The 23,795-nt window shown below is 63.0% G+C and carries 19 protein-coding genes; 6 read left to right on the top strand and 13 right to left on the bottom strand.

All coding sequences use genetic code 11. The annotated features are described in order from the left end of the window. The first annotated feature begins 272 nt into the window (after positions 1-272). Both AB4Y40_RS15195 and AB4Y40_RS15190 read left to right on the top strand, forming a co-directional pair. Positions 273-2,603, top strand: coding sequence for a nitric-oxide reductase large subunit (locus AB4Y40_RS15195; RefSeq protein ID WP_368688392.1), 2,331 nt, complete (start codon positions 273-275; stop codon positions 2,601-2,603). Further along, positions 2,600-2,935: a hypothetical protein gene (locus tag AB4Y40_RS15190; RefSeq protein ID WP_368688391.1), complete on the top strand. Its 336-nt coding sequence runs from the start codon at positions 2,600-2,602 to the stop codon at positions 2,933-2,935. Before AB4Y40_RS15195 ends, AB4Y40_RS15190 begins: the two co-directional genes overlap by 4 nt. A gap of 48 nt (positions 2,936-2,983) precedes the next feature. On the opposite strand, the gene AB4Y40_RS15185 is transcribed toward AB4Y40_RS15190, so the two are convergent. The 5 genes from AB4Y40_RS15185 to AB4Y40_RS15165 all read right to left on the bottom strand — a co-directional run bounded on the left by AB4Y40_RS15185 (position 2,984) and on the right by AB4Y40_RS15165 (position 7,924). Continuing rightward, entirely contained in the window at positions 2,984-3,427 is a 444-nt protein-coding gene (locus AB4Y40_RS15185; RefSeq protein ID WP_368688390.1) for a hypothetical protein, read from the bottom strand. 155 nt (positions 3,428-3,582) lie between these two features. Further along, positions 3,583-4,284, bottom strand: coding sequence for an OmpW family protein (locus tag AB4Y40_RS15180; RefSeq protein WP_368688389.1), 702 nt, complete (start codon positions 4,282-4,284; stop codon positions 3,583-3,585). Positions 4,285-4,404: 120 nt separating this feature from the next. Further along, positions 4,405-6,189, bottom strand: coding sequence for an acyl-CoA dehydrogenase C-terminal domain-containing protein (locus tag AB4Y40_RS15175; RefSeq protein ID WP_368688388.1), 1,785 nt, complete (start codon positions 6,187-6,189; stop codon positions 4,405-4,407). Between the two features lie 14 nt (positions 6,190-6,203). Then, entirely contained in the window at positions 6,204-7,151 is a 948-nt protein-coding gene (locus AB4Y40_RS15170) for an electron transfer flavoprotein subunit alpha/FixB family protein (RefSeq protein WP_368688387.1), read from the bottom strand. A gap of 23 nt (positions 7,152-7,174) precedes the next feature. After that, positions 7,175-7,924: an electron transfer flavoprotein subunit beta/FixA family protein gene (locus tag AB4Y40_RS15165; RefSeq protein ID WP_368688386.1), complete on the bottom strand. Its 750-nt coding sequence runs from the start codon at positions 7,922-7,924 to the stop codon at positions 7,175-7,177. A 267-nt stretch (positions 7,925-8,191) separates the two neighbouring features. Here AB4Y40_RS15165 and AB4Y40_RS15160 point away from each other — a divergent pair, with 267 nt between their 5' ends. Further along, entirely contained in the window at positions 8,192-9,931 is a 1,740-nt protein-coding gene (locus AB4Y40_RS15160; protein WP_368688385.1) for an AAA family ATPase, read from the top strand. A 6-nt stretch (positions 9,932-9,937) separates the two neighbouring features. Next, a complete protein-coding gene (locus AB4Y40_RS15155) occupies positions 9,938-10,963 on the top strand; it encodes a LuxR C-terminal-related transcriptional regulator (protein WP_368688384.1) in 1,026 nt (341 codons plus the stop codon). Positions 10,964-10,975: 12 nt separating this feature from the next. On the opposite strand, the gene AB4Y40_RS15150 is transcribed toward AB4Y40_RS15155, so the two are convergent. From AB4Y40_RS15150 to AB4Y40_RS15120, 7 genes are all read right to left on the bottom strand, one after another. After that, entirely contained in the window at positions 10,976-12,298 is a 1,323-nt protein-coding gene (locus AB4Y40_RS15150; RefSeq protein WP_368688383.1) for a DUF445 domain-containing protein, read from the bottom strand. Continuing rightward, positions 12,295-13,146, bottom strand: coding sequence for a poly(3-hydroxyalkanoate) depolymerase (gene phaZ, locus AB4Y40_RS15145; protein ID WP_368688425.1), 852 nt, complete (start codon positions 13,144-13,146; stop codon positions 12,295-12,297). Before phaZ ends, AB4Y40_RS15150 begins: the two co-directional genes overlap by 4 nt. A gap of 78 nt (positions 13,147-13,224) precedes the next feature. Further along, the gene (phaP, locus tag AB4Y40_RS15140) at positions 13,225-13,647 is read right to left on the bottom strand and encodes a TIGR01841 family phasin (protein WP_176365821.1); all 423 of its coding nucleotides are present in this window, start codon (positions 13,645-13,647) and stop codon (positions 13,225-13,227) included. Positions 13,648-13,712: 65 nt separating this feature from the next. After that, a complete protein-coding gene (locus AB4Y40_RS15135; protein WP_368688382.1) occupies positions 13,713-15,419 on the bottom strand; it encodes an alpha/beta fold hydrolase in 1,707 nt (568 codons plus the stop codon). 47 nt (positions 15,420-15,466) lie between these two features. Further along, on the bottom strand, positions 15,467-15,931 hold the full coding sequence (locus tag AB4Y40_RS15130; RefSeq protein ID WP_368688381.1) for a MaoC family dehydratase: 465 nt from the start codon (positions 15,929-15,931) through the stop codon (positions 15,467-15,469). Positions 15,932-15,968: 37 nt separating this feature from the next. Further along, positions 15,969-17,612 carry a fatty acid--CoA ligase gene (locus tag AB4Y40_RS15125; RefSeq protein WP_368688380.1) on the bottom strand — a complete coding sequence of 548 codons (1,644 nt, stop codon included), beginning with the start codon at positions 17,610-17,612 and terminating at the stop codon, positions 15,969-15,971. 459 nt (positions 17,613-18,071) lie between these two features. After that, positions 18,072-19,247 (bottom strand): porin, encoded by a 1,176-nt coding sequence (locus AB4Y40_RS15120; RefSeq protein WP_368688379.1) that lies wholly within the window; start codon positions 19,245-19,247, stop codon positions 18,072-18,074. Positions 19,248-19,855: 608 nt separating this feature from the next. Here AB4Y40_RS15120 and AB4Y40_RS15115 point away from each other — a divergent pair. Further along, positions 19,856-20,671, top strand: coding sequence for a hypothetical protein (locus tag AB4Y40_RS15115; RefSeq protein ID WP_368688378.1), 816 nt, complete (start codon positions 19,856-19,858; stop codon positions 20,669-20,671). A gap of 390 nt (positions 20,672-21,061) precedes the next feature. Continuing rightward, on the top strand, positions 21,062-22,246 hold the full coding sequence (locus tag AB4Y40_RS15110) for a porin (RefSeq protein ID WP_368688377.1): 1,185 nt from the start codon (positions 21,062-21,064) through the stop codon (positions 22,244-22,246). A gap of 340 nt (positions 22,247-22,586) precedes the next feature. On the opposite strand, the gene AB4Y40_RS15105 is transcribed toward AB4Y40_RS15110, so the two are convergent. Next, entirely contained in the window at positions 22,587-23,774 is a 1,188-nt protein-coding gene (locus tag AB4Y40_RS15105) for a TIGR03118 family protein (RefSeq protein ID WP_368688376.1), read from the bottom strand. Positions 23,775-23,795 lie beyond the last annotated feature (21 nt).

Genomic DNA, 23,795 nt, shown 5'->3' with positions numbered 1-23,795 from the left:
GGAGCTTCGCGAGCCGTTCGTACGATTTTCTTGTTTTTGCAATTGCGACATGATGGTATCCGCTCCGAGTGCTGCACGGCGCTCGCGGCGCTGGAGGTCAATTGCTATCACCCGCATTTGGACTCCTTATCACTTGTTGAAATTGAAACCGATCACACTCCAGATCTATCCAATCCGCCACTTGGCAGCCGCAAAGGACTGATACTCGGAATCGCAAACGAGTATTTGATCGCCGAAGACTGTGCACGGGCATTTCGAGAAGGAATGGAACCATGAATGCAAAGCCGCCGCTCATCGCGGGCAATCGTTGTCCGCAAGATCGCACGAGCCGGGTCCTGATCTGGGTTTTCATCGTGGTCACCGCGCTCTGCTGGGTGGGAATGATCCTGGCAACGCGCGCCACCTATCAGCAGGCAGCGCCCCTGCCACAGCAGATGGTCGCGCCCAACCGCGCACCGGTGATGAGCTACGCCGACATCGTCGCGGGCAAGTCGGGATTTCAGCAAGCGGATCTGATGGATTTCGGCAGCCTGTATGGCATGGGGTCCTACTTTGGCGAGGATTTCACCGCCAAGTACCTCGTCGAGCTGGCGAAGGAGGTGCGAAACAATCTGGCCTTATCGCGCTACGGCAAATCGTTTGACGCCGCGACGGCCGATCAGCAGGCAAGCGTCACGCGCACCATGCAGGCGCAACTTCAGGGCATCGATCTGAGTCAGCAGCAGGTTGTGCTCCCCGACAGCGTGGCTCAGGCGATTCAGGCGCTGCGGCCACGCATCAGCGCAGCGCTGCTCAACGACAACTTCGCACAAGGCTATACAGGGGCACGCTCGCTCGACGCATCCACCGCCACGCAAACCGCGAGCTTCATCCTGTATTCGTCGCTCACGACCGTCGCGCGCCGCCCCGGCAAGGACTACTCATGGACCATCAACTGGCCGCCCGAGCCGCTGGTCGGCAACTCGCCGACGGCTGCCACGTTCCAGTGGACGTGGATTTCGTTCACGATGATATTTTTCGCGATCGGCGCGATCCTGATGATCTTTCGCCTCTGGATCGAGCCCAAGGCCGGGACCGAAACCTTCGAACCGGTGCTGCGAGGCTTCAAGGAACCCACGCCCAGTCAGCGTGCGCTCTGGAAGTATTTCCTGGTGGTGGCCGGTGTCCTGCTGGTACAGATCCTCGCGGGTTCGATCATGGCGCACTACTACACCGATCGCACCAGCTTTTACGGCATCGAAGTGGAAAAGTGGCTGCCGTTTGCCGCCTTGCGCAGCGTGCACCTGCAGGCGCCGATCGTGTGGATCGGCGTGAGCTGGATCGCCGGGGGCCTCTTCCTCGCGCCTTTGATCGGCAAGCGTGAACCTGCCGGGCAGCGTGCGTTGGTGAACCTCATCTTCTGGGTACTGGTAGTCATCGTGGCGGGGGCGCTGATCGGCGACTACCTCGGTGTGATGGGCATCATCCGCGCACACTGGTTCTGGTTCGGTAACCAGGGACTGTCGTATCTCGAGCTGGGCCGCTTCTGGCAGGTCCTCTTCTTTGTTGGCCTCGCCGTCTGGTGTCTGGTATTGCTGCGTGCGTTCTGGCCCACCCTCAAAGCCCTGTTCAGGCAAAGCGGCGGAACGCTCTACGGCCTGTTCCGCATCGAGCATCTTCTCTGGGCCGCCACGCTGAGCGTCACGGTGCTTTATGTATTCGGCATGATTCCGTTCGGCTCGCCCAACCCGTCGTTCTCGATCACCGATTTCTGGCGCTGGTGGGTCGTGCACCTCTGGGTCGAGCTTGCCTTCGAGTTGTTCGCAGCAGCGGTGACCGGCTACTTCCTCATGGCGCTGGAACTGGTGTCGCGGCAGATGGTTGAGCGCGCAGTGCTGTTCGAATGGATCCTCATTATGGTCGGCGGGGTGCTCGGCACTGGCCATCATATGTACTGGGCAGGCGAACCGAGCCTCTGGGTGAGTTTCGGCAGCATGTTCTCGTTCCTCGAGGTCTTGCCGCTTTTCCTGCTGGTGCTGGAAGCCATCGAGCAGCAGCGTCACATCCAGCACGAACAGGATTTCCCGTATCGACTTGCCTATCTCTACATTCTCGGCTCTGCATTCTGGAACTTCGTGGGCGCCGGGGTGTTCGGCGGCGGCACGCTCAATGCGCCGCTGGTCAACTATTACGAGCATGGCACCTTCCTCACGCTGAACCACGCGCATACGTCGATGTTCGGCGCGTTCGGGTTGCTCGCCATTGGTCTGATCTACATGGTCCTGCGCTATTTGAACGGCCATCGCGCGTGGAGCGACCGCTGCGGCGTGTGGGCATTCTGGCTCTACAACGCCGGCCTCGTAATGTGGATTGCGATGAACTTCTACCCGGTTGGCTGGCCGCAACTGCTGGCGGTTTACACGCACGGCTATGCGTATGCGCGAAGCCTCGAGTTCTACAGCACCACCACCTTCTGGCAGTGGATGCGCATGCCGGGTGACATTGTGTTCGCCATTGGAGCCTTGTTGATGGCCTGGGACTTTATTGTCAAACTTCTCGCGCAGCGCGCAGCGGCCATTGCCGAGGCACCGTCTGCGACCGTCGCATCCGAGCAGTCGCTGTGAGCAGCCTCGACCTGTTGGGTATCGCCCGGAGCGGATTGCAAAATCCGCTCATCTGCTCGTCGCTCGCCGCCTGTGTCCTATCACTGGCGGCCTGCACGAGCACTTCGGATGTCGCCGCTACCGACAAGCCGAATGTGTTTACCGTCACCGCCAGTACGCGGGGCGCTCGACTGTCGTGGGTCAGCGCATATCGAAAGGCCGTCAGCAGCGCCAGTGGCTACTGCACCAAACGCGGCATGCAGGTCGGCACCCGGTTGGATTTCATACGCAGCGGGCGCGAACTGGAACAACAAGGAACGGAGTTGACCTTCGAGTGTCACCCGCCATTCTGACCGGCCGGCGGGAATGATTCACGGGGTATGATGTGTTCGGGGGCAAGGCTATTTGTCACAAACGACCGCCGTCATGATGAGCGGCATGACTTCCCTTACCGTTGCCGGGCTACCCGTTTCGCGAATGCGTTCGCTGACCGCCTCTTTCCCTGCCATGACGACGACACCATAGACGCGATGGGGCGTTTCACCTTCACTGATTTTCTGGGTGAACATGTCGTCGTTGGGGGAAAAGCCGAAGACGGCCCGCACCTTGAATCCGAGTGCCGTCAAGTTCTGATTCGGCCTGAGCCGGTACGCGTTGACCGAGTTGGCCGACACTTTCATGGGTACAGGATCGATCTCCTTTTCATCGACCAGTTGCTCGATGAACGTGTGGGGAACGAGATGGCAATCGAGGCTGGCGCCGATCTCCTGTGCATAAATCGCATTCGAGACGAACGCTGCGCCGAGGGCGACGCATCGAGGCAAATGAGAGACTTTCACGAGCATCTTCTCCTTGAACAATCGGCTCGCCGGCTCGACCAGCAATAGAAGCTTAAGCGTAAAGCGGTCCGCAACTCAATTGCACAATGGTGTTAGCCGCTTATCCATATCGATGGAGGGGGCGCGAGCGCCGGGCCGAACGAGTCGCGCACCCAGTCTGATCAAAATCGGTATCCAACCCCCACGAACGTAATCCACGGATTCGCAGTGATTCGCGTCTTGTTCGTGAGCGCAGGCTGTCCATTGGCGGCATAGGCCGTCACTGTCGCATTCGTCTTGAGCGGCAAATAGGTGACCGACGCCGTGGCGTACCAGTTCTTGCTGAAATTGTACGAGGCGCCCGCATTGAACGCTGGATTCCAGGACGGACTCAAGGAACTCTCGACATGGCTGCCCGGCCCGGCGAACTGCTGCAATGCGCCGCGAAAGGTCGAATTGAGTTCGGTATGGGAATACCACGTGTAATTCACGCCCACGCCCGCGAACGGGCGGAATTTCGACTGCGCGTCCCCAAGGTAATACTTCACGAACAGGATCGGCGGCCACGAGCGCGTGGTGGCGAGCGGTTGCAGGTTGCCCAGGTCGAGCCCCGGACCGCTCGGCCCGACCGGCGTCACCCTGCCCTGCGCATAGAGCTTGAGCTTGGGCGGTATGCCGCTCGCCAGATCGAGCGCGATGTGGTCCGTGACGAAATACGTCAGCGAGAGTTCGGCGGTGAACGTATTGTGGATCTGCCCGCCCGTACCCGGCGATGTATAGGTGCCGAACGCCGTGGTGCTTGTCATGGGCGTCGCCGACGATTGCCCGAAGTCGAGCCACGCCCCGCCCACGCTGGTGATGAGGCTGCCCGCACTCTGGGCCATCGCGCTACTGCATATCGCCCCCGGTATCAGGGCGAGACAAACGAATTTCTTCACTTTCATTTTGATATGGATTCCGAATTGATAGCAACGGAGGTTTCTGAAAATTCCGTGCAGCCGGCTTTACAGTTGTTCGACGACGACCGCGCCCGATGTGCCGGCCTTGATCGCCTCGAGCAACGCAGAGGCTTTGGGCAGGATCTTTTCCGCGTAGAACCGTGCGGTGGCGAGCTTGGCTCGATAGAACTCCGGATCTTCCTGCGCCGCCAGCTTCTGCGACGCCACCGCTGCCGCGCGCGCCATCTGCCAGCCGCCGCACACGTAGCCCACGAGCATCAGGTAGTCCGCCGAACTGCCGAGTGCTTCGTCGGCGTCTTTGGCGAACGCGCCCAGCATCCAGGCGGTAGCGTCTTCGAGTGCCTGCACGGCCGCGGCAAAACGCGTGCCGATCGATACGACTTGCGCTTCGGCGTTGCGCTCCAGTGCGGGCAACACCTCGCGCATTTGCGCAATCAGCGCTGCCATCGCCGCGCCGCGATCGGCCGCCAGCTTGCGGCCGGCCAGATCTGCCGCCTGAATGCCGGTCGTGCCTTCGTAGATCGTCGCGATCCGCGCATCGCGCAGGAACTGGCAGGCGCCCGTTTCTTCGATGTAGCCCATGCCGCCATGCACCTGCACGCCCATCGACGCGATCTCGACACCCAGTTCGGTACACCAGCCCTTGAGCACCGGAATCAGCAGATCGATGCGAGCCTGGTGACGCGCACGCTCGTCGCCGTCGGGATGCCGGTGCGCACGATCCATCTCGCTTGCCATCACGTAGGCAAAGGCCCGCATCGCTTCGACCTGCGCCTTCATCGTCATCAGCATGCGGCGCACGTCCGGGTGATGCACGATCGCCACCGCGTTGGGCGACTTGCCGCTCGCGAGGCGCCCCTGCACGCGTTCCTTCGCATATTCGCGGGCCTGCTGCCAGGCGCGCTCCGCCATCGCGAGGCCCTGGATGCCGACCTTCTGGCGCGCTTCGTTCATCATCGTGAACATCTGCGCCAGGCCCTTGTTCTCCTGGCCGACCAGGTAACCGATCGCGCCGCCGTTTTCGCCGAAGCTCATCACGCAAGTCGGGCTCGCATGAATGCCGAGCTTGTGCTCAAGAGAGATGCAGCGCACGTCGTTGTTGGCGCCGGGCGTGCCGTCGTCGTTCAGCAGGAACTTGGGTACGAGGAAGAGCGAGATGCCGCGCACGCCTTCGGGCGCGTCAGGCAGGCGCGCGAGGACGAGGTGGATCACGTTGCCGGTCATGTCGTGATCGCCCCACGTGATGAAAATCTTCTGGCCGTGGATACGATAGCGTTCCCCCTCAGGCACGGCTTTCGTGCGCACCGCCGCGAGGTCCGAGCCGGCTTGCGGCTCGGTCAGGTTCATCGTACCGGTCCATTCGCCGCTCACGAGATTCGGCAAATAGCGCTCCTTCAGCGTCTGCGAGCCGTGCAGGCGGATCGCTTCCGTGGCGCCCGCCGTGAGCATCGGGCACAGCGCGAATGCCATGTTCGATGAATTCCACATCTCCACCGCGGCTGCATGCATCAGTTCCGGCAAGCCCTGACCGCCGAATTCCGGGTCTCCGGCGAGGCCGCACCAGCCGCCCGAAACATACTGCTCATAGGCACGCGCGAATCCGTCGGCAGCAGCCACGCCATGCCCGGTCAGGCGCGCACCCTGCGCGTCGCCGGGCTTGCTGAGGGGATCGAGCACTTCTGTCGCAAACTTCGCCGCTTCGTCGAGCACGGCATCGGCGAGCTCCGGCGAGACGTCATCGAAACCGGGCAATGCCGCGATCGCCTCGAGGCCAGCCAGTTCGTTCATCACAAAGCGCATGTCGCGCAGGGGGGCAATATAGGTCGTCATGGTCGGCTCCTTCGTCAGCCTTGCTGCAGTTTGTCCAGTTCGTGCGAGAGTTCGGGCAGCACCTTGAAAAGGTCGCCGACGATCCAGTAATCGCAGACCTGGAAAATCGGCGCTTCCTCATCCTTGTTGATCGCAACGATCACCTTCGAGTCCTTCATGCCGGCCAGATGCTGGATCGCACCCGAAATGCCCACCGCAACATAGAGTTGCGGCGCGATCACCTTGCCGGTCTGCCCCACCTGATAGTCGTTGGGCACGAAGCCCGCATCCACTGCCGCGCGCGAAGCCCCCACCGCTGCACCAAGCTTGCCGGCGATATCTTCGAGCAGCGCGAAGTTCTCTCCGGACGCCATCCCGCGTCCGCCCGAAACCACGCGTCGCGCAGCGGTCAGCTCCGGCCGCTCGGAGCGTGTAAGTTGCTGGCTCACGAAACGGGCACCGGGCATTTCAGGCGCAGGCTCCAGCGGCTCGACTGCTGCGCCGCCGCCTTGCGTGCTCTCGGCGTCGAAGGCCGTGGTACGCACGGTAATGACCTTGATGCGGTCGGCGCTGCGAACGGTCGCGAGAATGTTGCCCGCGTAGATCGGGCGCACGAACGTATCGGCGGATTCCACGGCGATGATGTCCGAAACTTGCGCGACATCGAGCAGCGCGGCCACGCGGGGCATCACGTTCTTTGCGGTCGTGGTGGCCGGCGCCAGCACGTGGCTGTATTCAGGCGCGACCTTCACGACGAGCGCCGCGAGATTTTCGGCCAGCGCGTGGCCGTAATGGGCAGCATCGGCCACGCGTACGCGGGTCACGCCGGCAATGCGCGCCGCCTGTTCGGCCACGTTCGCGCATTGCGAACCGGCCACGAGCACGTGGATGTCGTCCGAGAGACGCGCGGCGGCGGTCACGGCGTTGAGGGTCGCTGCCTTGAGCACCTGATTGTCGTGCTCTGCAATGATGAGGACTGTCATTACTGTTTCCTTTTCCTTGGCGATCAGATGACCTGGGCCACGTTGCGCAGCTTCGCCACGAGTTCCGCGGCGTCGGCCACGCGCACGCCGGGTTCGCGCTTCGGCGGTTCGGTGACCTTCAGTGTTTGCAGTCGCGGCGCGACGTCCACGCCCAGCGCGTCGGGCTTCACCACGTCGAGCGGCTTTTTCTTCGCCTTCATGATGTTGGGCAGGCTCGCGTAGCGCGGCGTGTTCAGACGCAGATCGGCGGTAATGACCGCGGGCAGGTCGACTTCGATCGTCTCCAGCCCGCCGTCGATCTCGCGCGTCACGACCGCCTTGCCGCCTTCGATCGCCACCTTCGAGGCGAACGTCGCCTGCGGCCAGCCGAGCAGCGCCGCCAGCATCTGGCCGACCTGGTTCGCGTCGTCGTCGATGGCCTGCTTGCCGAGCATCACCAGCTGCGGCTGCTCCTTGTCCACCAGCGCCTTCAGCAGCCGGGCGACGGCGAGCGGCTGCAGCTCCACATCGGTTTCGACGAGGATGCCGCGGTCGGCGCCTGTCGCCATTGCCGTGCGCAGCGTTTCCTGGCAGCCCGGCACGCCGCAGGACACGGCGACCACTTCCGTCGCGGCGCCGGCCTCTTTCAGGCGAACGGCCTCCTCCACGCTGATCTCGTCGAAGGGGTTCATCGAGAACTTCACGTTTGCGACATCCGCACCGCTGCCGTCCGCTTTCACACGCACTCTCACGTTTGCGTCGACGACGCGCTTGACTGGTACAAGTACTTTCATTGCCTGCTCCGCTCCTTTAAGTCACCCAATGATCTGGAGAACGAACTGTTCTCCGTGCTTTCCCGCGCTGTGGCCTTGTGCGCTGCAACGTAATTCGTCGCGCTCAACCGCGCCAGCTTCGCAGCGGTTGCGCTATTATTTTTCCGACCGCTTCGTTAGATGCCATGGTCTCTCAGGCTGACGCGGTGCAATATCCCCCATACAGGGGTGACCGAGCGAAAAAAAAGGGGACGCAGCCGGGGCGAACCCGCAGACACGGAGCAGCCCATGCACGTGACCGAAGCGTCAGGAGCGGTGACTGGAGGGGCGTTCGCGGCCAGACCTCCGGTTTTGCTCGCGACGAAGATCTTTCCGCCCCGGCTGCCCGCGGGCCTGATCGACCGCCCGCGCCTTGTCTGTCTCGCCGGGGAGGCCGAGAACAAACGTCTCACCGTCATCAAGGCCCCTGCGGGCTTCGGCAAGACCTCGCTTGCACTGACCTGGCTCGAGCGCTTGCGCAGGGAGGGCGTACTGGTGGCGTGGCTGTCGCTCGACAGCGAAGACGACGAGCCCGCGCGCTTCCTCTATCACCTCGCGCAGGCCCTGCAGCAGGCGTGCGACGACGTCGGCGCGTCGGCCATCGGGCTCACGACAGCGGCGTCGCTCGTGCCGGCGCAGTCGATCGTCTCGACGCTCATCAACGAGCTCGTCGAGGTCGCCGACGAGGTCTGCATCTTCCTCGACGACTTCCATCTGATCAGCCTGCCGGCCATCCACGACGCGGTGTCGTTTCTGGTCGAAAACGCGCCGTCGCACGTCCACGTGGTGATCTGCACGCGCACCGACCCGCCGCTGCCGCTCGGCCGCCTGCGAGCCGGCAACAGCCTGCTGGAGCTCGACGCCTCCACGTTGCGCTTCGACTTCGACGAAACGCGCAGCTTTGTCGAGCACGAATGCCCGGGCAAGCTGCATGCATCCAGCATCAAGTCGCTCTTTACCCGCACCGAGGGATGGGCCGCCGCATTGCGCATTTCCGCGTCGGTGCTGGCGCGCGCCGCTCACAAGCCGGATGCGGAAGTCGCGCCGGCCTCGGGCGCATCGCGCCCGTTTGCGGCCTATCTGGAGGACATGGTCAAGCGCCTGCCGGGCGGCATGGTCGAGTTCATGCTGCGCACCTCGATACTCGAGCGACTGAGCGCGCCGCTGTGCGAGGCGCTCACCGGCGTCAGGACAAGCCAGGCCATGCTGGAGTCGATCGCCGCGCGCCAGTTGCTGCTCGAACCGCTCGATCTCGACGGCAGCTGGTTCCGCTTCCATCATCTGATGCGCGAATACCTGCACCGTCGCCTGCAAACGCAGCACCGCGACGAGGTCGCCGACCTGCATCGCCGTGCCTGCCAGTGGTACGCGCAGGAGGCGCAATGGACCGACGCGGTCAGGCATGCCATCGCCGCGGGCGATACGGAAGAGGCGGTCTCGCTGATCGGCCGCTGCGCAATGGCGCTCGTCACGAAAGGCGACCTGCTCACGCTGCTCGGCTGGCAGCGGCAGTTCCCCGCGCACCTGATGCGCTCGCAGATCAAGGTCACGCTCGCCATCGCCTGGGGCATGGCGCTCGCCATGCGCTTCGACGAAGCGCTCGCGATGCTCGACACGATCGAGAAAGACGCCGATGCGTCGGGCGCCGATGCGTCGGGCGCCGATCCCGAGCCGGTTCATTGGGAATGCCAGGCAATCCGCTCTGTCGTGGCCGCCCTTCAGGACGATGCGCACGCGTGCCTCGCGCTTGCGCAACCCTGCCTCGAGTGGCCATCGACCGATATCTGGACCACCAACGTAGCGTCCAACGTCGTGCGCTTCGCGCACTGGAAAACGGGCAATCTGGAAGCACTCTATGCGGTGCCATGGGTTCCTTATTCGATCGAGGAAGACTCGCGCAACGTGTTCGCGTCGGTCTACCGGCTCACGCTGCTGGGCCACGTGGAGATGCAGCAACTGCACTTCCCGCTGGCCGAGCGTTATTTCTAGGAAGCCATGCGGCTCGCGGAGCAGCATGCCGGTCCGAAGTCCATCGCCGTCGCACAGGTCGCGCCGATGATCGCGCAGTTGCGCTACGAGCAAGGCCGGCTGGACGAAGCCGAAGCGCTGGTGAGCGACCTGATGCCCGTGATCGACGCTGCCGTGTTGCTCGACAGCGCGCTGATGGCCTACCGGATGCTGATCCGCACGGCCGGGGCGCGTTCTGACACCGTGCAGGCCTATGCGTTGATCGATCGAGCGCAGGCATTGGCCTACGCGCGCAAATGGGACCGCCTGAGCGCCGGCGCCCTCGTCGAACGCACGCGTCTCAATCTCGCCGAAGGCCGCATCGTGGAAGCCGCGGCCAGCGTTGCGCAGCTCGACCGCCTTGCGGATGCGGCCAGCGCCGCAGCAACGTCCGCTGCGGCGGAGATCGCCACCTACCGTGGGCTCGCGCGCGCGTATCTCGCGCTGGCGCAGGGCCGCACGCAGGACGCCGCCGATACGTTGACCGCCGCACTGCAAACCTTCGAGTGCCAGCACGGCTGCTATCTCGCGCTGCGCCTGCGCACGGTGCTCGCGCTCGTCTGGATGGCGGCAGGCGAGCGCGAGCGGGCCGTCGAAACCTTTCGCGAAGTCTCGAAGGCCGCGGCGCCCGCGGGGCTCTACCAATCCATCGTCGATCAGGGGCCGCAGATCGTACCGTTGCTACAGGCCGTGCGCGACGCGCTGCGTGGCGAGGCGCAAGCGAAGGCGCTGCTGGCCTACGTCGATCGTCTGCTGGACGGCAGCCGCGCACTGTACCAGCCAGGCGACACGCGCGCGCGCAATGCGGAGCGCGAGGCGCTCAGTGCGCGCGAGCGCGACATCATCGGACTGATCGCGCACGGCCAGTCGAACAAGGAAATCGCACGTACGCTCGGCATCGCGCCGGAGACCGTCAAGTCGCACGTGAAGAGCATCTTCGTGAAGCTCTCGGTGGACAAGCGCGCGCAGGCGGTGGCGCGGGCGCAATCGCTGGGGCTGGTGGGAACGGTCTGAATCGCACGGGCGTCACCTCACGATCACGAGCGCGAGCCCATGCAGCAGCACGCCAACCATCCCGCCCACCAGCGTGCCGTTGATCCGCACGTATTGCAGATCGCGGCCGATCTCCGCCTCGATCTTGCCGCTGACCTCCTGCGCGTTCCAGCCCTTCACGACGTCGGTGATCAGCGCCGAGAGTCGATGGCGATAGCGCACCACCAGCTCGCGCGCCAGTTCCAGCCACCACGCATTGAGCTTGTGCTGGATTGCGCTCTCCTCGCTCACGCTCTTGCCGAGCGTTGCGAGCACGCCTGCCAGTGCGCCACGCACGATGGAATCGTCACGTTCGACATCGGCGATCACGCGCGCACGCACGTGGCCCAGCAAGCGCTGCGCATACGCCTCGTTTCTGAAATGGCGGAGACAGTCGCGCATCAATGACCGGCCAAAGCGCCGATAGGCGGGTGAACTCCGCAACTGGGCGATCAGGTCGTGCACCGCTGCGTCGAACTGGTGTCGAAGCTCGTGCTCCGGGCTCGCCGCCACTTCGTGCAGCAGCGCGACGATGCCCTCGACGAACTTCCTCACGATATAGGCGTCGAGCGGCGCGGGCGTGTAGCGCGACGCTTCGCTGAACTTGGCCTTGATGAGGTCCACGTTGGCGGCGAGCCATTGCTCCAGTCCGGCCAGCCCCCGGTCCAGCAGCGGTTGATGATGATTGCCTTCGGTCAGGACCTCGAGGACCTCGCCGATGGCGCGGGAAACGTCGAGCGTGCGCAGTTGCGGCGTGGCCACGCGCTCGAAGAACTGCTCGACCTGCGTGTCGTCGATGCTGTTCAGCAGGCGCGGCAGCGAGTCGGCCACCACGTCGCCGACGGCGCGGCTGTTGCGCGGCTCGGCGAGCCACATGGCCAGCGCCTGCGCGGCGTTATGGCCGCTCAGGCGGCCTGTGATGAGCTCGGGCGCAAGAAAGTTGGCCTCGACGAACTTGCCGAGGCTCTCCGCAATGCGCTGCTGGTTTTGTGGAATGATCGCGCTATGCGGAACCGGCAGGCCGAACGGCCGCCGGAACAGCGCGACCACCGCATACCAGTCGGCGATGGCACCCACCGTGCCGGCTTCCGCGAATGCCCTGAGCCAGGGAAGCCCGGCCAGCCACGGATATTTCGCCTGCAGGAAAACGCATGCGAGCAGCACCGCGAACACGACCGCGAGCAGACTTGTCGCGGTGCGCTGCATGCGTTTGAGACGCCGCGTCTTGCGTGCTGCCAGTGCCTGGTCAGCCGCATTCAGCGGGCTTTCGTCGCCGTCGGTCATCGCGCTGACTTCGTCGCTGACTGACTCGTTCACGCCAGTTCCTCGCGCAGGAAACGGCGCACCACAGGCGCGACTTCCTTCGCACGCGCGATCAGGAACAGATGACCGTCGTCGATCACGTAGAGCGTCGAGTTGCGGATGCGGGCCGCCAGGATTTTCGCGTTGGTCAGCGGCACGATGGGGTCGTCGTTGCCGTGCATCACGAGCGTGGGCTGACGCAGCGCACCGAGCCACGGCAGGCTGGTCCAGCCGGAGGCGGCCAGCAGCTGATAGAGGTAGCCACGGCCGCGCGGCGGATGGATATGCCGGCTATGCTCCTCCAGCAACCCGGGATCGCGCCGGTAAGCACCGCCATAAATCTCGGCGCCCACCTGCTTCATATAGCTGCGGTCGGTGTAGCGGCGCGGTCCGATCATCTTCGCGAGCACCGAGAGCCGCGCCGGTACCATGATGACGCCCGGCGACGTCGCCGCGAGAATGAGCCTGCGGCAACGCGTGGGGTAGAGACGCGCGAACTGCTGCGCGAGCGCCCCGCCCCACGAGACCCCGAGCACATCGACCGGACCGTCGCAGCCGAGCCGCGTCAGGAGCTTGTCCGCGAGCACGGAAAGCGTCGAGAAACGGTACGGCACGAGCGGCACGGGCGACCCGCCGACACCGGGCACGTCGAAGATGACGACGCCCACGTCCCCCAGCGCCTCGACGAACGGCTCCACCAGCTCGAGATTCGCGCCGATGCCGTTGAAGAGGAGCAGCGGCGGGGAAGCGTCGCTGCCGTGACGGACGCCCACGCGCAGGACCTGGCCATCAATGTCGACGGTCTGGATCTGCATGCCGGCCGGGCCACCGCTCGAATCGGGACTGCAAGCCTCTGCTCTCATCTGCTCGACCTCTTGCACGGGTGTCTCGCCGCGGGACGCGTCATTGGAAACATCGGCGTTTTGCATCGCCGTACCCTCTTACTTCTTCGGCTGCAGGAGCGCCTTCAGTTCCTCGACGTGCTCGGCCACACGCTTCGTCACGACCGCGATGCTGTCCGACTGCGCACGGTAAGCCGTATCCGCGAGTTCCTGCATGTCGACGAGCGCCTTGTGCAGAGCTTGCTGCACGACTTCGCCCGCATTCGCACCCGGCGCCGCGCCTTGCGCGCCCAGCTTCGCCACGAGCGACTGCAGCTCGGTCATGGTCGTGCGCAGGATTTCAGCCTGCTTCAGACCGAGCGACTGCACGCCCGCGAGCGCTGCGCTGTTGGCCTGCGCGAGCGCCTCGATGTCCTTGCGGCGCGATTCGAGAATAGCGGCCACATCGACACCCGGCAGCTTGAACTGGCCGAGAACCTTCGTGTATTCGGCGAAAAGATGAGTCGGATTGGTAGATTCCATGATTAAAGCTCCATTAGTACTACGTTGAAAAAACAATGAACAGAGTCAGAACGACGGGGCGTATATCAGGCTTCGGTTACGTACGTTCCCGGTGCGTCGGCGAGCGCGGCGTGACGCTCGTTGCCGAGCGATGCCGGCGCGCTGCGGCGCTCGCCCGAACGGCTTGCCAGCCACTCGCACCAGTTGCCCCACCACGAGTCCTTTTCGGGCGTGGCGCTTGCGAGCCACGCATCCGCGTCCGCAGGCAGTTCCGGGTTCATGAAGTACTTGGCCTTCGGATTGCCCGGCGGGTTGATCAGGCTCTGGATATGACCGCTCGAGCTGAGCACGAAGCGCGTCTTGCCGCCGAATGTCCGCGCCGTGTTGTAAACACCCTTCCACGGCGTGATGTGATCCGTCATGCCCGCCACCACGTAGGTGTCGCACGTGACCTCGGAGAGATCGACAGGCGTGCCGAGCACGGTGAGCGCGTGACGCTTGCTGAACAGGTTATCCGTGAAAATGTCGAGCAGCTGGCCGTGAAAGCGCGCCGGCAAGCGGGTCGTATCGTTGTTCCAGTAGAGGATGTCGAACGCGGGCGGCGCCTTGCCCAGCAGGTAATTGTTGACCCAGTAATTCCACACCAGATCGTTGGGCCGCATCCACGCGAACACGCGCCCCATCTCCTCGCCTGCGAGCACGCCGCGAGCGAGGCTGTTCTGCTTGGCTGCCGCGATCGCTTCGGGCGTGCAGAAGAGGCCAAGCTGCGAGTCGGCGGTGCTGTCCAGCACGGCAACCATCAGAGTCGTGGCGTTGACTGTCTTTTCGCCGCGGCTCGCGAGATGGCCGAGCAGCGCCGATATCGTCATCGCGCCGGAACATGCGCCGTGCAGGTTCACATCGTCGCTGCCGGTAATGTCGCGCACCGCCTCGATGGCCTCCAGCAGCGCCGACACATACGTATCCATGTCCCAGTGACTTTGCGCCGCCGTGGGGTTGCGCCAGCTCACCGCGAACACCTGAAACTCGTTCTTCACGAGATAGTCGACCATGCTCTTGCCTTCGGAAAGGTCGAACACGTAGAACTTGTTGATCTGCGGCGGCACGATCAATTGCGGGCGGCCATAGACCTGCTCCGTGGCCGGCTTGTACTGAATCAGCTCCAGCACTTCGTTGCGAAACACTACCGCGCCCGGCGAGGTGCCTAGGTTCTTGCCCACCTCGAATGCGCTCTTGTCCACCTGCGCGGGCATGCCCTGATTCTTCAGCATGTCGAACATGGCGTTCTTCAGGCCGCCAATCAGGCTCGCGCCGCCCGAATCGACGACCTTCTTGAGCGCCGCCGGGTTGCCGAGCAGCGTGTTCGTGGGCGAAAGCGCATCGGTCAGGAGCGACATCACGAATTGCGCGCGCTCCTTGCTCTTCGGGTCCAGTGCCGAGCGGTCGACAAAGCCGCTCAGGGCGTCGCGCCATACCAGATAGCCCTGCAGCGCCATGCGATACCACGTGTTGTCCTGCCACGCAGGGTCGGCGAAACGCTTGTCGCCTGCGGGCGGCGTGCTCTTCGTATTGCCGCCCAGCACGGCCAGCAGATTGCGCACGAGCGCCGCTTCCTGTTCAACCAGCAGCGCGGGCTGCCGCACGGCCTGCGCGCCGATCTGCTGCGCCGTGGCCAGGATATCGCACGGCCGCAGCCCGACGAACGGATTGGGGCCGAGCATGCCTTCCGTTGCCGACGCCGAGATATCGTCGATCTGTTCGTTCTGCGAATTGTCTTTCGGGGTTGCCGCCATTTTTCCTGCTCCTTATCCGACGCATTGCGCGTCCTTGAACGCCCGAATTACGCCACGAGCATCGCGAGGGTCTCGGCGACCAGCGCGGGCTTGTCTTCGCCTTCGATCTGCAGTTCGTTCATCGTCTTGACGATGATGCGCCCGCCCCCTTTCTTCTCCACCGACACCAGGCTCACACGGTTGCGCACCCGGGCGCCCGCCTTCACCGGCGTCATGAAGCGCACCTTGTCCAGCCCATAGTTCAGGCCCGCCGACGCGTCTTCCGGAATCAGGCCGATCTCCATGGCGAGCGCGGCCAGCAGCGAAAGCGTCAGATAACCGTGCGCGATCGTGCCGCCAAACGGGCTCTCGCGTCTGGCGCGCTCGACGTCCACGTGAATCCATTGCCGGTCGCCCGTGCAGTGTGCGAATGCGTCGATGCATGCCTGATCGACGACGACCCATTCCGATACGCCCAGCTCGCGGCCCACGAAGTCGTCGATCGTGGCGATGCTGTATCCCTTGATGCTCATGGTAAGTATTCCTCTTTTTAACCTTGTCAATGACCGATCAGGCGAACTGCTCACGCAGCCACTTCTTGTCGATTTTCCCGACGCTCGTCTTCTTCAGTGCATCGACGAACTTGACGATTTGCGGCACGGCGTACTTCGAGATCCGGCCTGACGTCGCGAACGTCATGACGTGCTGCTTGATGTCGTTCTCGCTCGCTTTGGCGCCGGGCTTGAGTACGACGAGCGCCACGGGGCGCTCGCCCCATTTCTCGTCCTTGATGCCGATGACGGCCACTTCGGCAGCGGCGTCATGCAGCGAAATCAGGCTTTCGATCTCGAGCGAGGACACCCACTCGCCGCCCGACTTGATCACGTCCTTGATGCGGTCGGTAATCTGCAGATTGCCGGTCGGGTCGATATTGGCGATGTCCTGCGTATGCAGATAGCCGCCCGCCCAGAGCTGCTCCGATGCCTCGGGATTGTTCAGGTAGCCCTGCGTGAGCCAAGGGGTGCGCACGACGATCTCGCCACTGGCCTTGCCGTCGCGCGGGAGGTCGTTCATCTCCTCGTCGACGATGCGCAGATCGACGAGCGGAACCGGGAAGCCCGTCTTGCAGCGCAGGCGCACCTGCTCGTCGAGATCGAGCGCCTCGCCGCCTATCGGCAGTTGTGCGAGGCTCAGCACGGGGCCCGTCTCCGACATGCCGTAGCCGGCGAAGATGTCGATGCCGCGCTCGAGCGCACTGCGCGCGAGACCCTGCGGCAAGGCTCCGCCGCCAATCACGATCTTCCACTTGCTCAAGTCGACCGACTCAGACCCGGCGTTGTTGAGCAGCATGTGCAAAATCGTGCTCACGCAGTGCGAGAATGTGACGCCTTCGTCGCGCACCAACTGCAGCAGACGGTCCGGCATGTAGCGGCCCGGATAAACCTGCTTCACGCCCATGACCGTCGCGATATAGGGCATGCCCCACGCGTGCACATGGAACATCGGCGTGAGCGGCATGTACACGTCGCCGCGATGGAAGCGCTGTCCGGACACGGGACTCCCCAGCGCCGCCATCAGCGTGAGCGTATGCAGCACGAGTTGACGGTGCGAAAAGTAGACGCCTTTCGGCAGGCCGGTGGTGCCCGTCGTGTAGAAGGTCGTGGCACGGGTGTTCTCGTCGAAATCGGGAAAGTCGTAGTGCGCTTCGCTCTGCGCGAGCATCGCTTCGTATTCCGCCACGAAGTCGATCGAATGCGCGGCGGCCACACTGTCCGGCTCGTCGATATAGACGAAGGTGTGCACGTTCCTGACCTTGTCCTTGATCGATTCGACGACCGGCAGGAAGTCGGTGTGCACGAGCAGCACCTCGGCGCCGGCGTGGTCGATCGTGTATGCGATTTCATCGGGCGAAAGACGTACATTGACCGTCTGCAGCACGGCGCCCATCATCGGCACGGCGAAGTAGCATTCCAGATAGCGATGGCTGTCCCAGTCCATCACGGCGACCGTGGTGCCATGCTGCACGCCGAGCCTCTTCAGGCTGCTGGCGAGGCGCGCGATGCGCTCGCGCAGCGTCGAGTAGGTCATGCGCAGCTGGCCGCGGTAGACGATCTCCTGGTCCGGCGCCTGAACGCATGGGGTATGCAGCAGTTGCTTGATCAACAGCGGATAGGCATGGGCCGAAGGCGCCGCTTTCTGCACGTCGTCCTGCATCAATCTCTCCTTGAGTCTGAAAGTGGATGGCGGGCTGGCACAGATTCGTCGTACTGCTGGTGGACAGTGACATCCCGAATGACGTCATCTTCGGCTCAGACAAGGGGGCGGAACATCCCCTGAACGGGGGAGCGAGGGGGGAGTGACAATGGAAAAAGGGGCGGACGATGGCGTGACAGGGGGACGCGTACGGTGAGCCCGGGGGCCCTACCGGCCCTCGCTCGTGGCCTCTGGCGCTTGCGACAGGACATCAACCGTATGCCATTCGTGAACAGCGCTGGCAGCCTGGGGGGCGACTACGGCCGGCGGCGGCGGGCAGGAAACGGTCAACAAGAGCCGTCCACCATGGCTTGCGGTTGAACGGTGGAGCGTCAGCTACGCGCTCGACAGCGGACTGACGCTGCTACGCTGGTCCGAGCACCCGGCGCGGGGTCCGTGTCGGAGGGTATGAACGCGTCTCTAGAACATCGTGCGAAGTCCGACTGCCACGCCCACCTGATTGGTCCGGCCAATGGTGTTCGTCGGAACGCCCTCGCCGTTGACCCCGCCAGGGTAGTCGGCGGAGAAGGCGCCTGTGCCGCGCGCAAAGTCCGTGATCCCGTAAATTTCCGTGCGCTTCGTGAACGAGTATTCGGCGAGAACGGTAGCCGATTGATTCGTGCCCCTGCCGAGCGTGCCGTCGAGCAGTTCAGCATTGCGCGTCTGCCCGTAGTAGTAGGCGAACGTGAACAGCAGCGCGGGCATGGCGTGCCAGTTCGCGCCGAGGTACCAGGTGTCGTCGATACGGTTTGGACTGCCGCCCTTCAGTGTCGGCGCGCCGGCTTGCTGCATGTAAACGTCAGTCAAACCAGTCTGGTCCTGGCCGCGGAGCCAACCGGCCAGGAGGCGGATGTCATGGGTAATCTGAAACGCGCCGCTGATGTGCAGGAAGTTGGATTTGGCGCCATTGATCGTGCTGCCGACACTAGTGCCCACCGAAGAGCCGGTCGCCGATGTTGGCACAGAGACCTGCTGGAAGCCCGCATTGAGCATGGCGGGGCCATACGTGTACGTCAGTTCCACGGCGTAGGTGGCGCCGAGACCGAGCGCGCCTGCCTGGTTACCAAAGCCATAAAGGGCATTGATGTCCAGGCCACTGAAGCTGCCCTTGTACTTCACCGAGTTGTCGACTTCGAGGTAAGGGCCGATGCCGTTGTACATCCAGCTGTTTTGCCAGTAATTGCCAACGGTCAGCGGGTCGAAGATATCGCCCAGGGTGTCGTAGGCCGGCGCATATTGCCTGCCAAAGGTCAGCGAGCCCCACGTTTTGTTCGACAGACCCACGAAAGCTTGCCGACTGAACAGTGTGCCAGGGACGTGTAGTTGCCCATTGAAGGCTTCGAAGCCATTTTCGAGGCGGAAGACCGCGGACCAGCCGTCGCCCAGATCCTCACTGCCCCTCAAGCCCCAGCGGCTGTGGGTTTCCGGGCCGGAGGTCATGGCGACCTGGTCGTCGCCGCCCGGCCCGGCATTCGTCTGATACCGGATGGCTTCGTCGACGATGCCATACAGCGTGACTGAGCTTTGTGCAAATGCCGACGACGACGCGGCGGCGAAAAGCGCGCCCATAGCGCTGGCAATGAGTATCTTGTTCATTAGCAATCCACAGTAACTGGTTAGCAAACTGGGAAGGCATTTCAACGCTCGAACAACCAGACCGTGAACGGGAGCGTAGCGTGTCATTTCATTGAGGCACAGCTATTAGTTGCGGAGTGTTGTTTATTTGCTCTGCCTATTTATCTCTGCGGCAGTAGAGCATTAGTATAAGGAATGAATTAAGCGAAACGATACTTTCCTCTTCTTCTGTTGCGCGGTTCGCATTCATGGCCTCTCCTGACGGCAATATCAAATGCAACCGTAGTGTCCATCCCCCCAGTTCTTCTCGCCCTGTCGCATTCGAACCTGGCGCACAGATTACATCGGCGGATTGTCGGGGGATGAATTTTTGGCTTTCTGCGAGAGTTCGCCGCAGGATCGAGCCCTGCCTCACACGACCGCTCGCGTACCCGGTGGACCAGCCGGCCGGCTTCTGTGCGTTCGACTTGCTACACTGCGGTGGTACTTGCGCCTGTTGCATCTCACCACGTAAAACACACGTCAATCGCCGTTGCCCGTCTGAAACGTCTGAAGCAAGTCGAGGCGCTCACAGGCGCCTCCGGGACGGACCCGGTGCCGCACTCCCGAGATTGGCCCGGAGGTTCATCATGTTCACGACATTTTCCCGCCTGTCGAGAACCGTCCTGGTTGTGGCTGTGTGTACTGCATCGACGGCAGCCTTCGCCAGGCATGCGAGGCAGTCACAGGTGCCCCCCGAACCGATTTCTTCCCTGTTACTGAGCGACGACGAACGCATTGAGTTCTGCACGGAGATGCACCGTGCGTCGACGCCCGAAGAACGTCGGGTGGTCGTGGAGCGCATGCGCAATACGCTCATTCCCCGCGCAAAAGCACAAGATCTTTCCCTCCCGCGCTGGTTGCTGGAAGGACGTCCGACGAACGGGTTCGGCGGCCCCAATGGCAGCATACCCGGACTGGATTGCGAATCGGGTATCGGCAGACTTCACGCACAGGCCGTCGCGCCTGCGCGGCAGGCACCCGCCCACAAGACGCCCCCCACTGAGCCGCCACCCGGCAAGACGCCTGCTCAGGAGACGTCAGCCAGCGACATACCGGTCGTACACGACCGCGGTATCGCCTATGTCACGGGCGGCGTGGGGGAGGATGAAGCCACTGCACTTCGCAGGCTCGCGCCCGGCTATAGCATGCGGGCAACATTCACCGCCGCATCAGGCGAGTATCTGTCGGGTGTCGCCGTGCAGATATTCGGGTCCAACGGGAAGGTCGTCTTCGCTGGCACATCAGCCGGCCCCTACCTGTTCGCACGGTTGCCCCCTGGCCACTATCGCGTCGTGGCCACATTCGACGGCGTGGAGCATACTCGCGTGCTCTATGTTCCCACGCGCGGCAGCGTCCGATTCACACTGACATGGTCGACGTCGCGCGCGGCTTCGTCCAGCTAGCGTTGGTGACCGGCGCACTGAGCGCTACGCCGTCTGCCGCCGGATGCGTAAACAGGTCTCGTCCTGACTGACCCCTAAAGCAACAAAATGCGCGCAGTTTCGACAGCGCTTTAACGAATGATCGACCGCGAGCAAAACTCGATCGCGTCCACGCAGGAAACGCCTACTTAACCCAACGCTGTTGCGGTGGCACAACTCGTTATGGAAACGAATAGGTTTGCCACTCGTCTCGCCACAGGTCGCAAAGTCAAATCGCGGCTCAATTGCTGCAATTTTATGAATGAGTCAATTCGCTTGCAGTAATTATTTTCAAGGGCGATTCGGCTTCTGCTCCGGACGCGGCTATAGACTGGCGCGATTGTTTCCTCTTACGCCATCGGGTGTCATCTCATGAAGAAGATTTCCATTGCCGTCGCCGTTTGCGCAGCATCTGCAGCGTCGGCGGCCAGTGCTCAGAGCTCGGTCACCCTGTACGGCCTGATCGACGCGGGCATCTCTTATACGAACAACGTTCAGAACGGCGCGCCCGGCCACGGTAGCTCGCGCGTCGCACTCGCAAGCGGCAATATCAGCGGCAGCCGCTTCGGTCTGCGCGGCAGCGAGGATCTCGGCGGCGGTCTGCATGCGATCTTCGTGCTCGAAAACGGCTTCAACGTCAACAACGGCACGCTCGGCCAGGGTGGTCGCATGTTCGGCCGTCAAGCGTTCGTCGGCCTGAGCACCGATCAATACGGCACCCTCACGATGGGCCGCCAGTATGACTCGATGGTCGACTACGTGGCGCCGCTGTCCGGCACGGCCGGCACGTTCGGCGACTCAGGCTTCGCGCACGTGTACGACAACGACAACCTGCAACATACGGTCCGCTTCAGCAACTCGGTGAAATTCGCGAGTATCGACTACGCCGGCTTCAAGTTTGGCGGCATGTACGCATTCAGCAACAGCACCAGCTTCGCCGTCGATCGTGCGTACAGTGCTGGCGTGAGCTACAACAACGGCCCGCTGCGACTGGCCGCGGCCTACCTCCAGATCAACGGCTCGGCAGCGGCGAGCACCCCTGCGGGCACAGCGAACCAGAACGTTGCGGCTGACCCCAGCGAGTTCAAGTCGACCGCAGGCGGCGGCAACCTGACGGCGGATGTGCAGCGCACGGTCGGTGCAGGCATCGGCTATACGTTCGGCCCGGCGGCGGTCAACTTCGTCTATACGCACAGCCAGTACCAGAACACGTCCGCATTCGGCCTGAACCCGGTGAGCGGTTCGACGCACTTCGACAACTATGAACTGAACGTCAAGTACGCCCTCACGCCGGCGCTGAATCTCGGCCTCATGGATACTTTCACGGACGGTCATCTGAACGGTGTGAGCAAGTCGAACGTCGGCTCCGATCCGAAGTGGAATCAGGTCAACGCGATTGCGCGCTACTCGCTGTCGAAGCGCACGGAAGTGTATGGAGAAGCGATGTACCAGCGCGCGATCGGTCACAACAACGTCGCAGTGATGTACAACGCCGGCGGTTTCTCGGCGACGAGCAATCAGGTGATGGCTGCGATCGGCATGCTGACCCGCTTCTAAGCGGCCGTCAGAACCTTCATCCCGCGGCCATCGAGGCGGATCGTCGTAGAAGGACTGCGAGACGAGGAATATCGCATTCGGCATTGGCGTAGAAAATTGCCCGCCGCGTTGGTGGGCAATTTATTTCATCAGCTGCCACTGCGCACGTACGTTTGCACGAGCCACGGCCGGGCATTGCGTTCCGGCGATTCGCATCGCGCATTTTGGGCGATCGGCAGAGAACAGGCAGATCCCCGTCTAACCGGGAAGCGCCGGCCGCGTCTAGCGAGTTCCGCGACCGGCTGAAGTGGAGTCCTTCGGCTCAATTCGATTCGGCATCACCGGGGAACCACGCTGCGGATCATTGCCCGTTCTGAGCGGACGTTCGTCCTTTGGTGCCATTTACTGGCGCAATGATACCGAAGAGTCCATTCGACTCCTTGTTAGGACCTGCCGAAAAGTACAGCGTGTCCGGGCTCGAATTGCGCCCTCCTCCGAGTGTCAGCGTCCACAGGCCGTCGATAGCCAGTGGATTGCCGAACTCATTCTCCAGTTGATCGACGAACGTGCCGTCATTGTCGAAGACATTGATTCGGCCGTTGCCGAAGTTGCCAACGAGGATCTTGCCGCTGAAGCGCCCAAACGCAAACGACGCTCGCGTTACGCCCCAGGGCGAGTCGAGCGGCCCCTGGCTCGCAAAGCGGCGCAGCAGGTGGCCGTCGGTATCGAATACATCGACGAATCCATGACCACGGCCTGCAACGTCGTCATGCTTCGGGCCGTCTTGCTGCGCATATGTGACGAACAGGTCTCCGTCGATGTTCGCGATACCAAACGGGGCGTAGCCGGCCGGGATGTTCGGGTCGGCGAAGCCACCGTCCGTCGTCGCGGGCGCGAACAAGCCGTTCGAACCGTTCGGTCCGAATACATCGATCCGGCCCGCACGGAAGTTCGTCGCAAAGAGGAATCCCCCTTGCGCATTCACTCCGAAGACGAGCCCTTTGTAAACGGCCCCGCTGGCGGCGGAGGGATTGGACGAATTATCGACCGCGATCACAGCATTGTTCGCCGGATTCAACCCACCGGCCCAGGCGGAAATCGTGCCGTCTTCGGTCGCGAAGATGAATACGGCCGGGATGTTGGTACCTGGGACGAGAAAAGACGACGAAGGATTCCAAACTATCCCGGTTGGCGCCGCGGGCGTGGGTTTCGGTGGATTGTTGGCAAAGACGGGATGACATGCGCCGGCCGGTATGACGTTGCCTGGCAGCGGGATGGAGACCTGCAGCGCCACCTTTGCCCCCTGGCCGTCATAGAGCGTGGAGCAGCCTGTGGCATTGTCGTTGATCCAGAATGGACTGCCTGCCGGACTAAAGGCGATACCCCAGGCGTTCTGCAGTACCCCGTCGACCTTCGGGGCAGAGCCTGCCAGGTTGGATATAAGCGGTGTGACGACGTAAGCCTCATCGGCAGCAGCATGTCCGATTGTGAAACCGGCGGCGAAAACAATCACGGCCGCCGCTTTGAGACCCCACGAGATCTGAGACATATCTTCCCTCCTCGTCTGACT

The organism is Paraburkholderia sp. EG287B, assembly GCF_040965595.1.
GTDB lineage: Bacteria > Pseudomonadota > Gammaproteobacteria > Burkholderiales > Burkholderiaceae > Paraburkholderia.
Note: the sequence above shows the minus strand (reverse complement) of the source record. Positions and strands in the feature narration are given on the sequence as shown.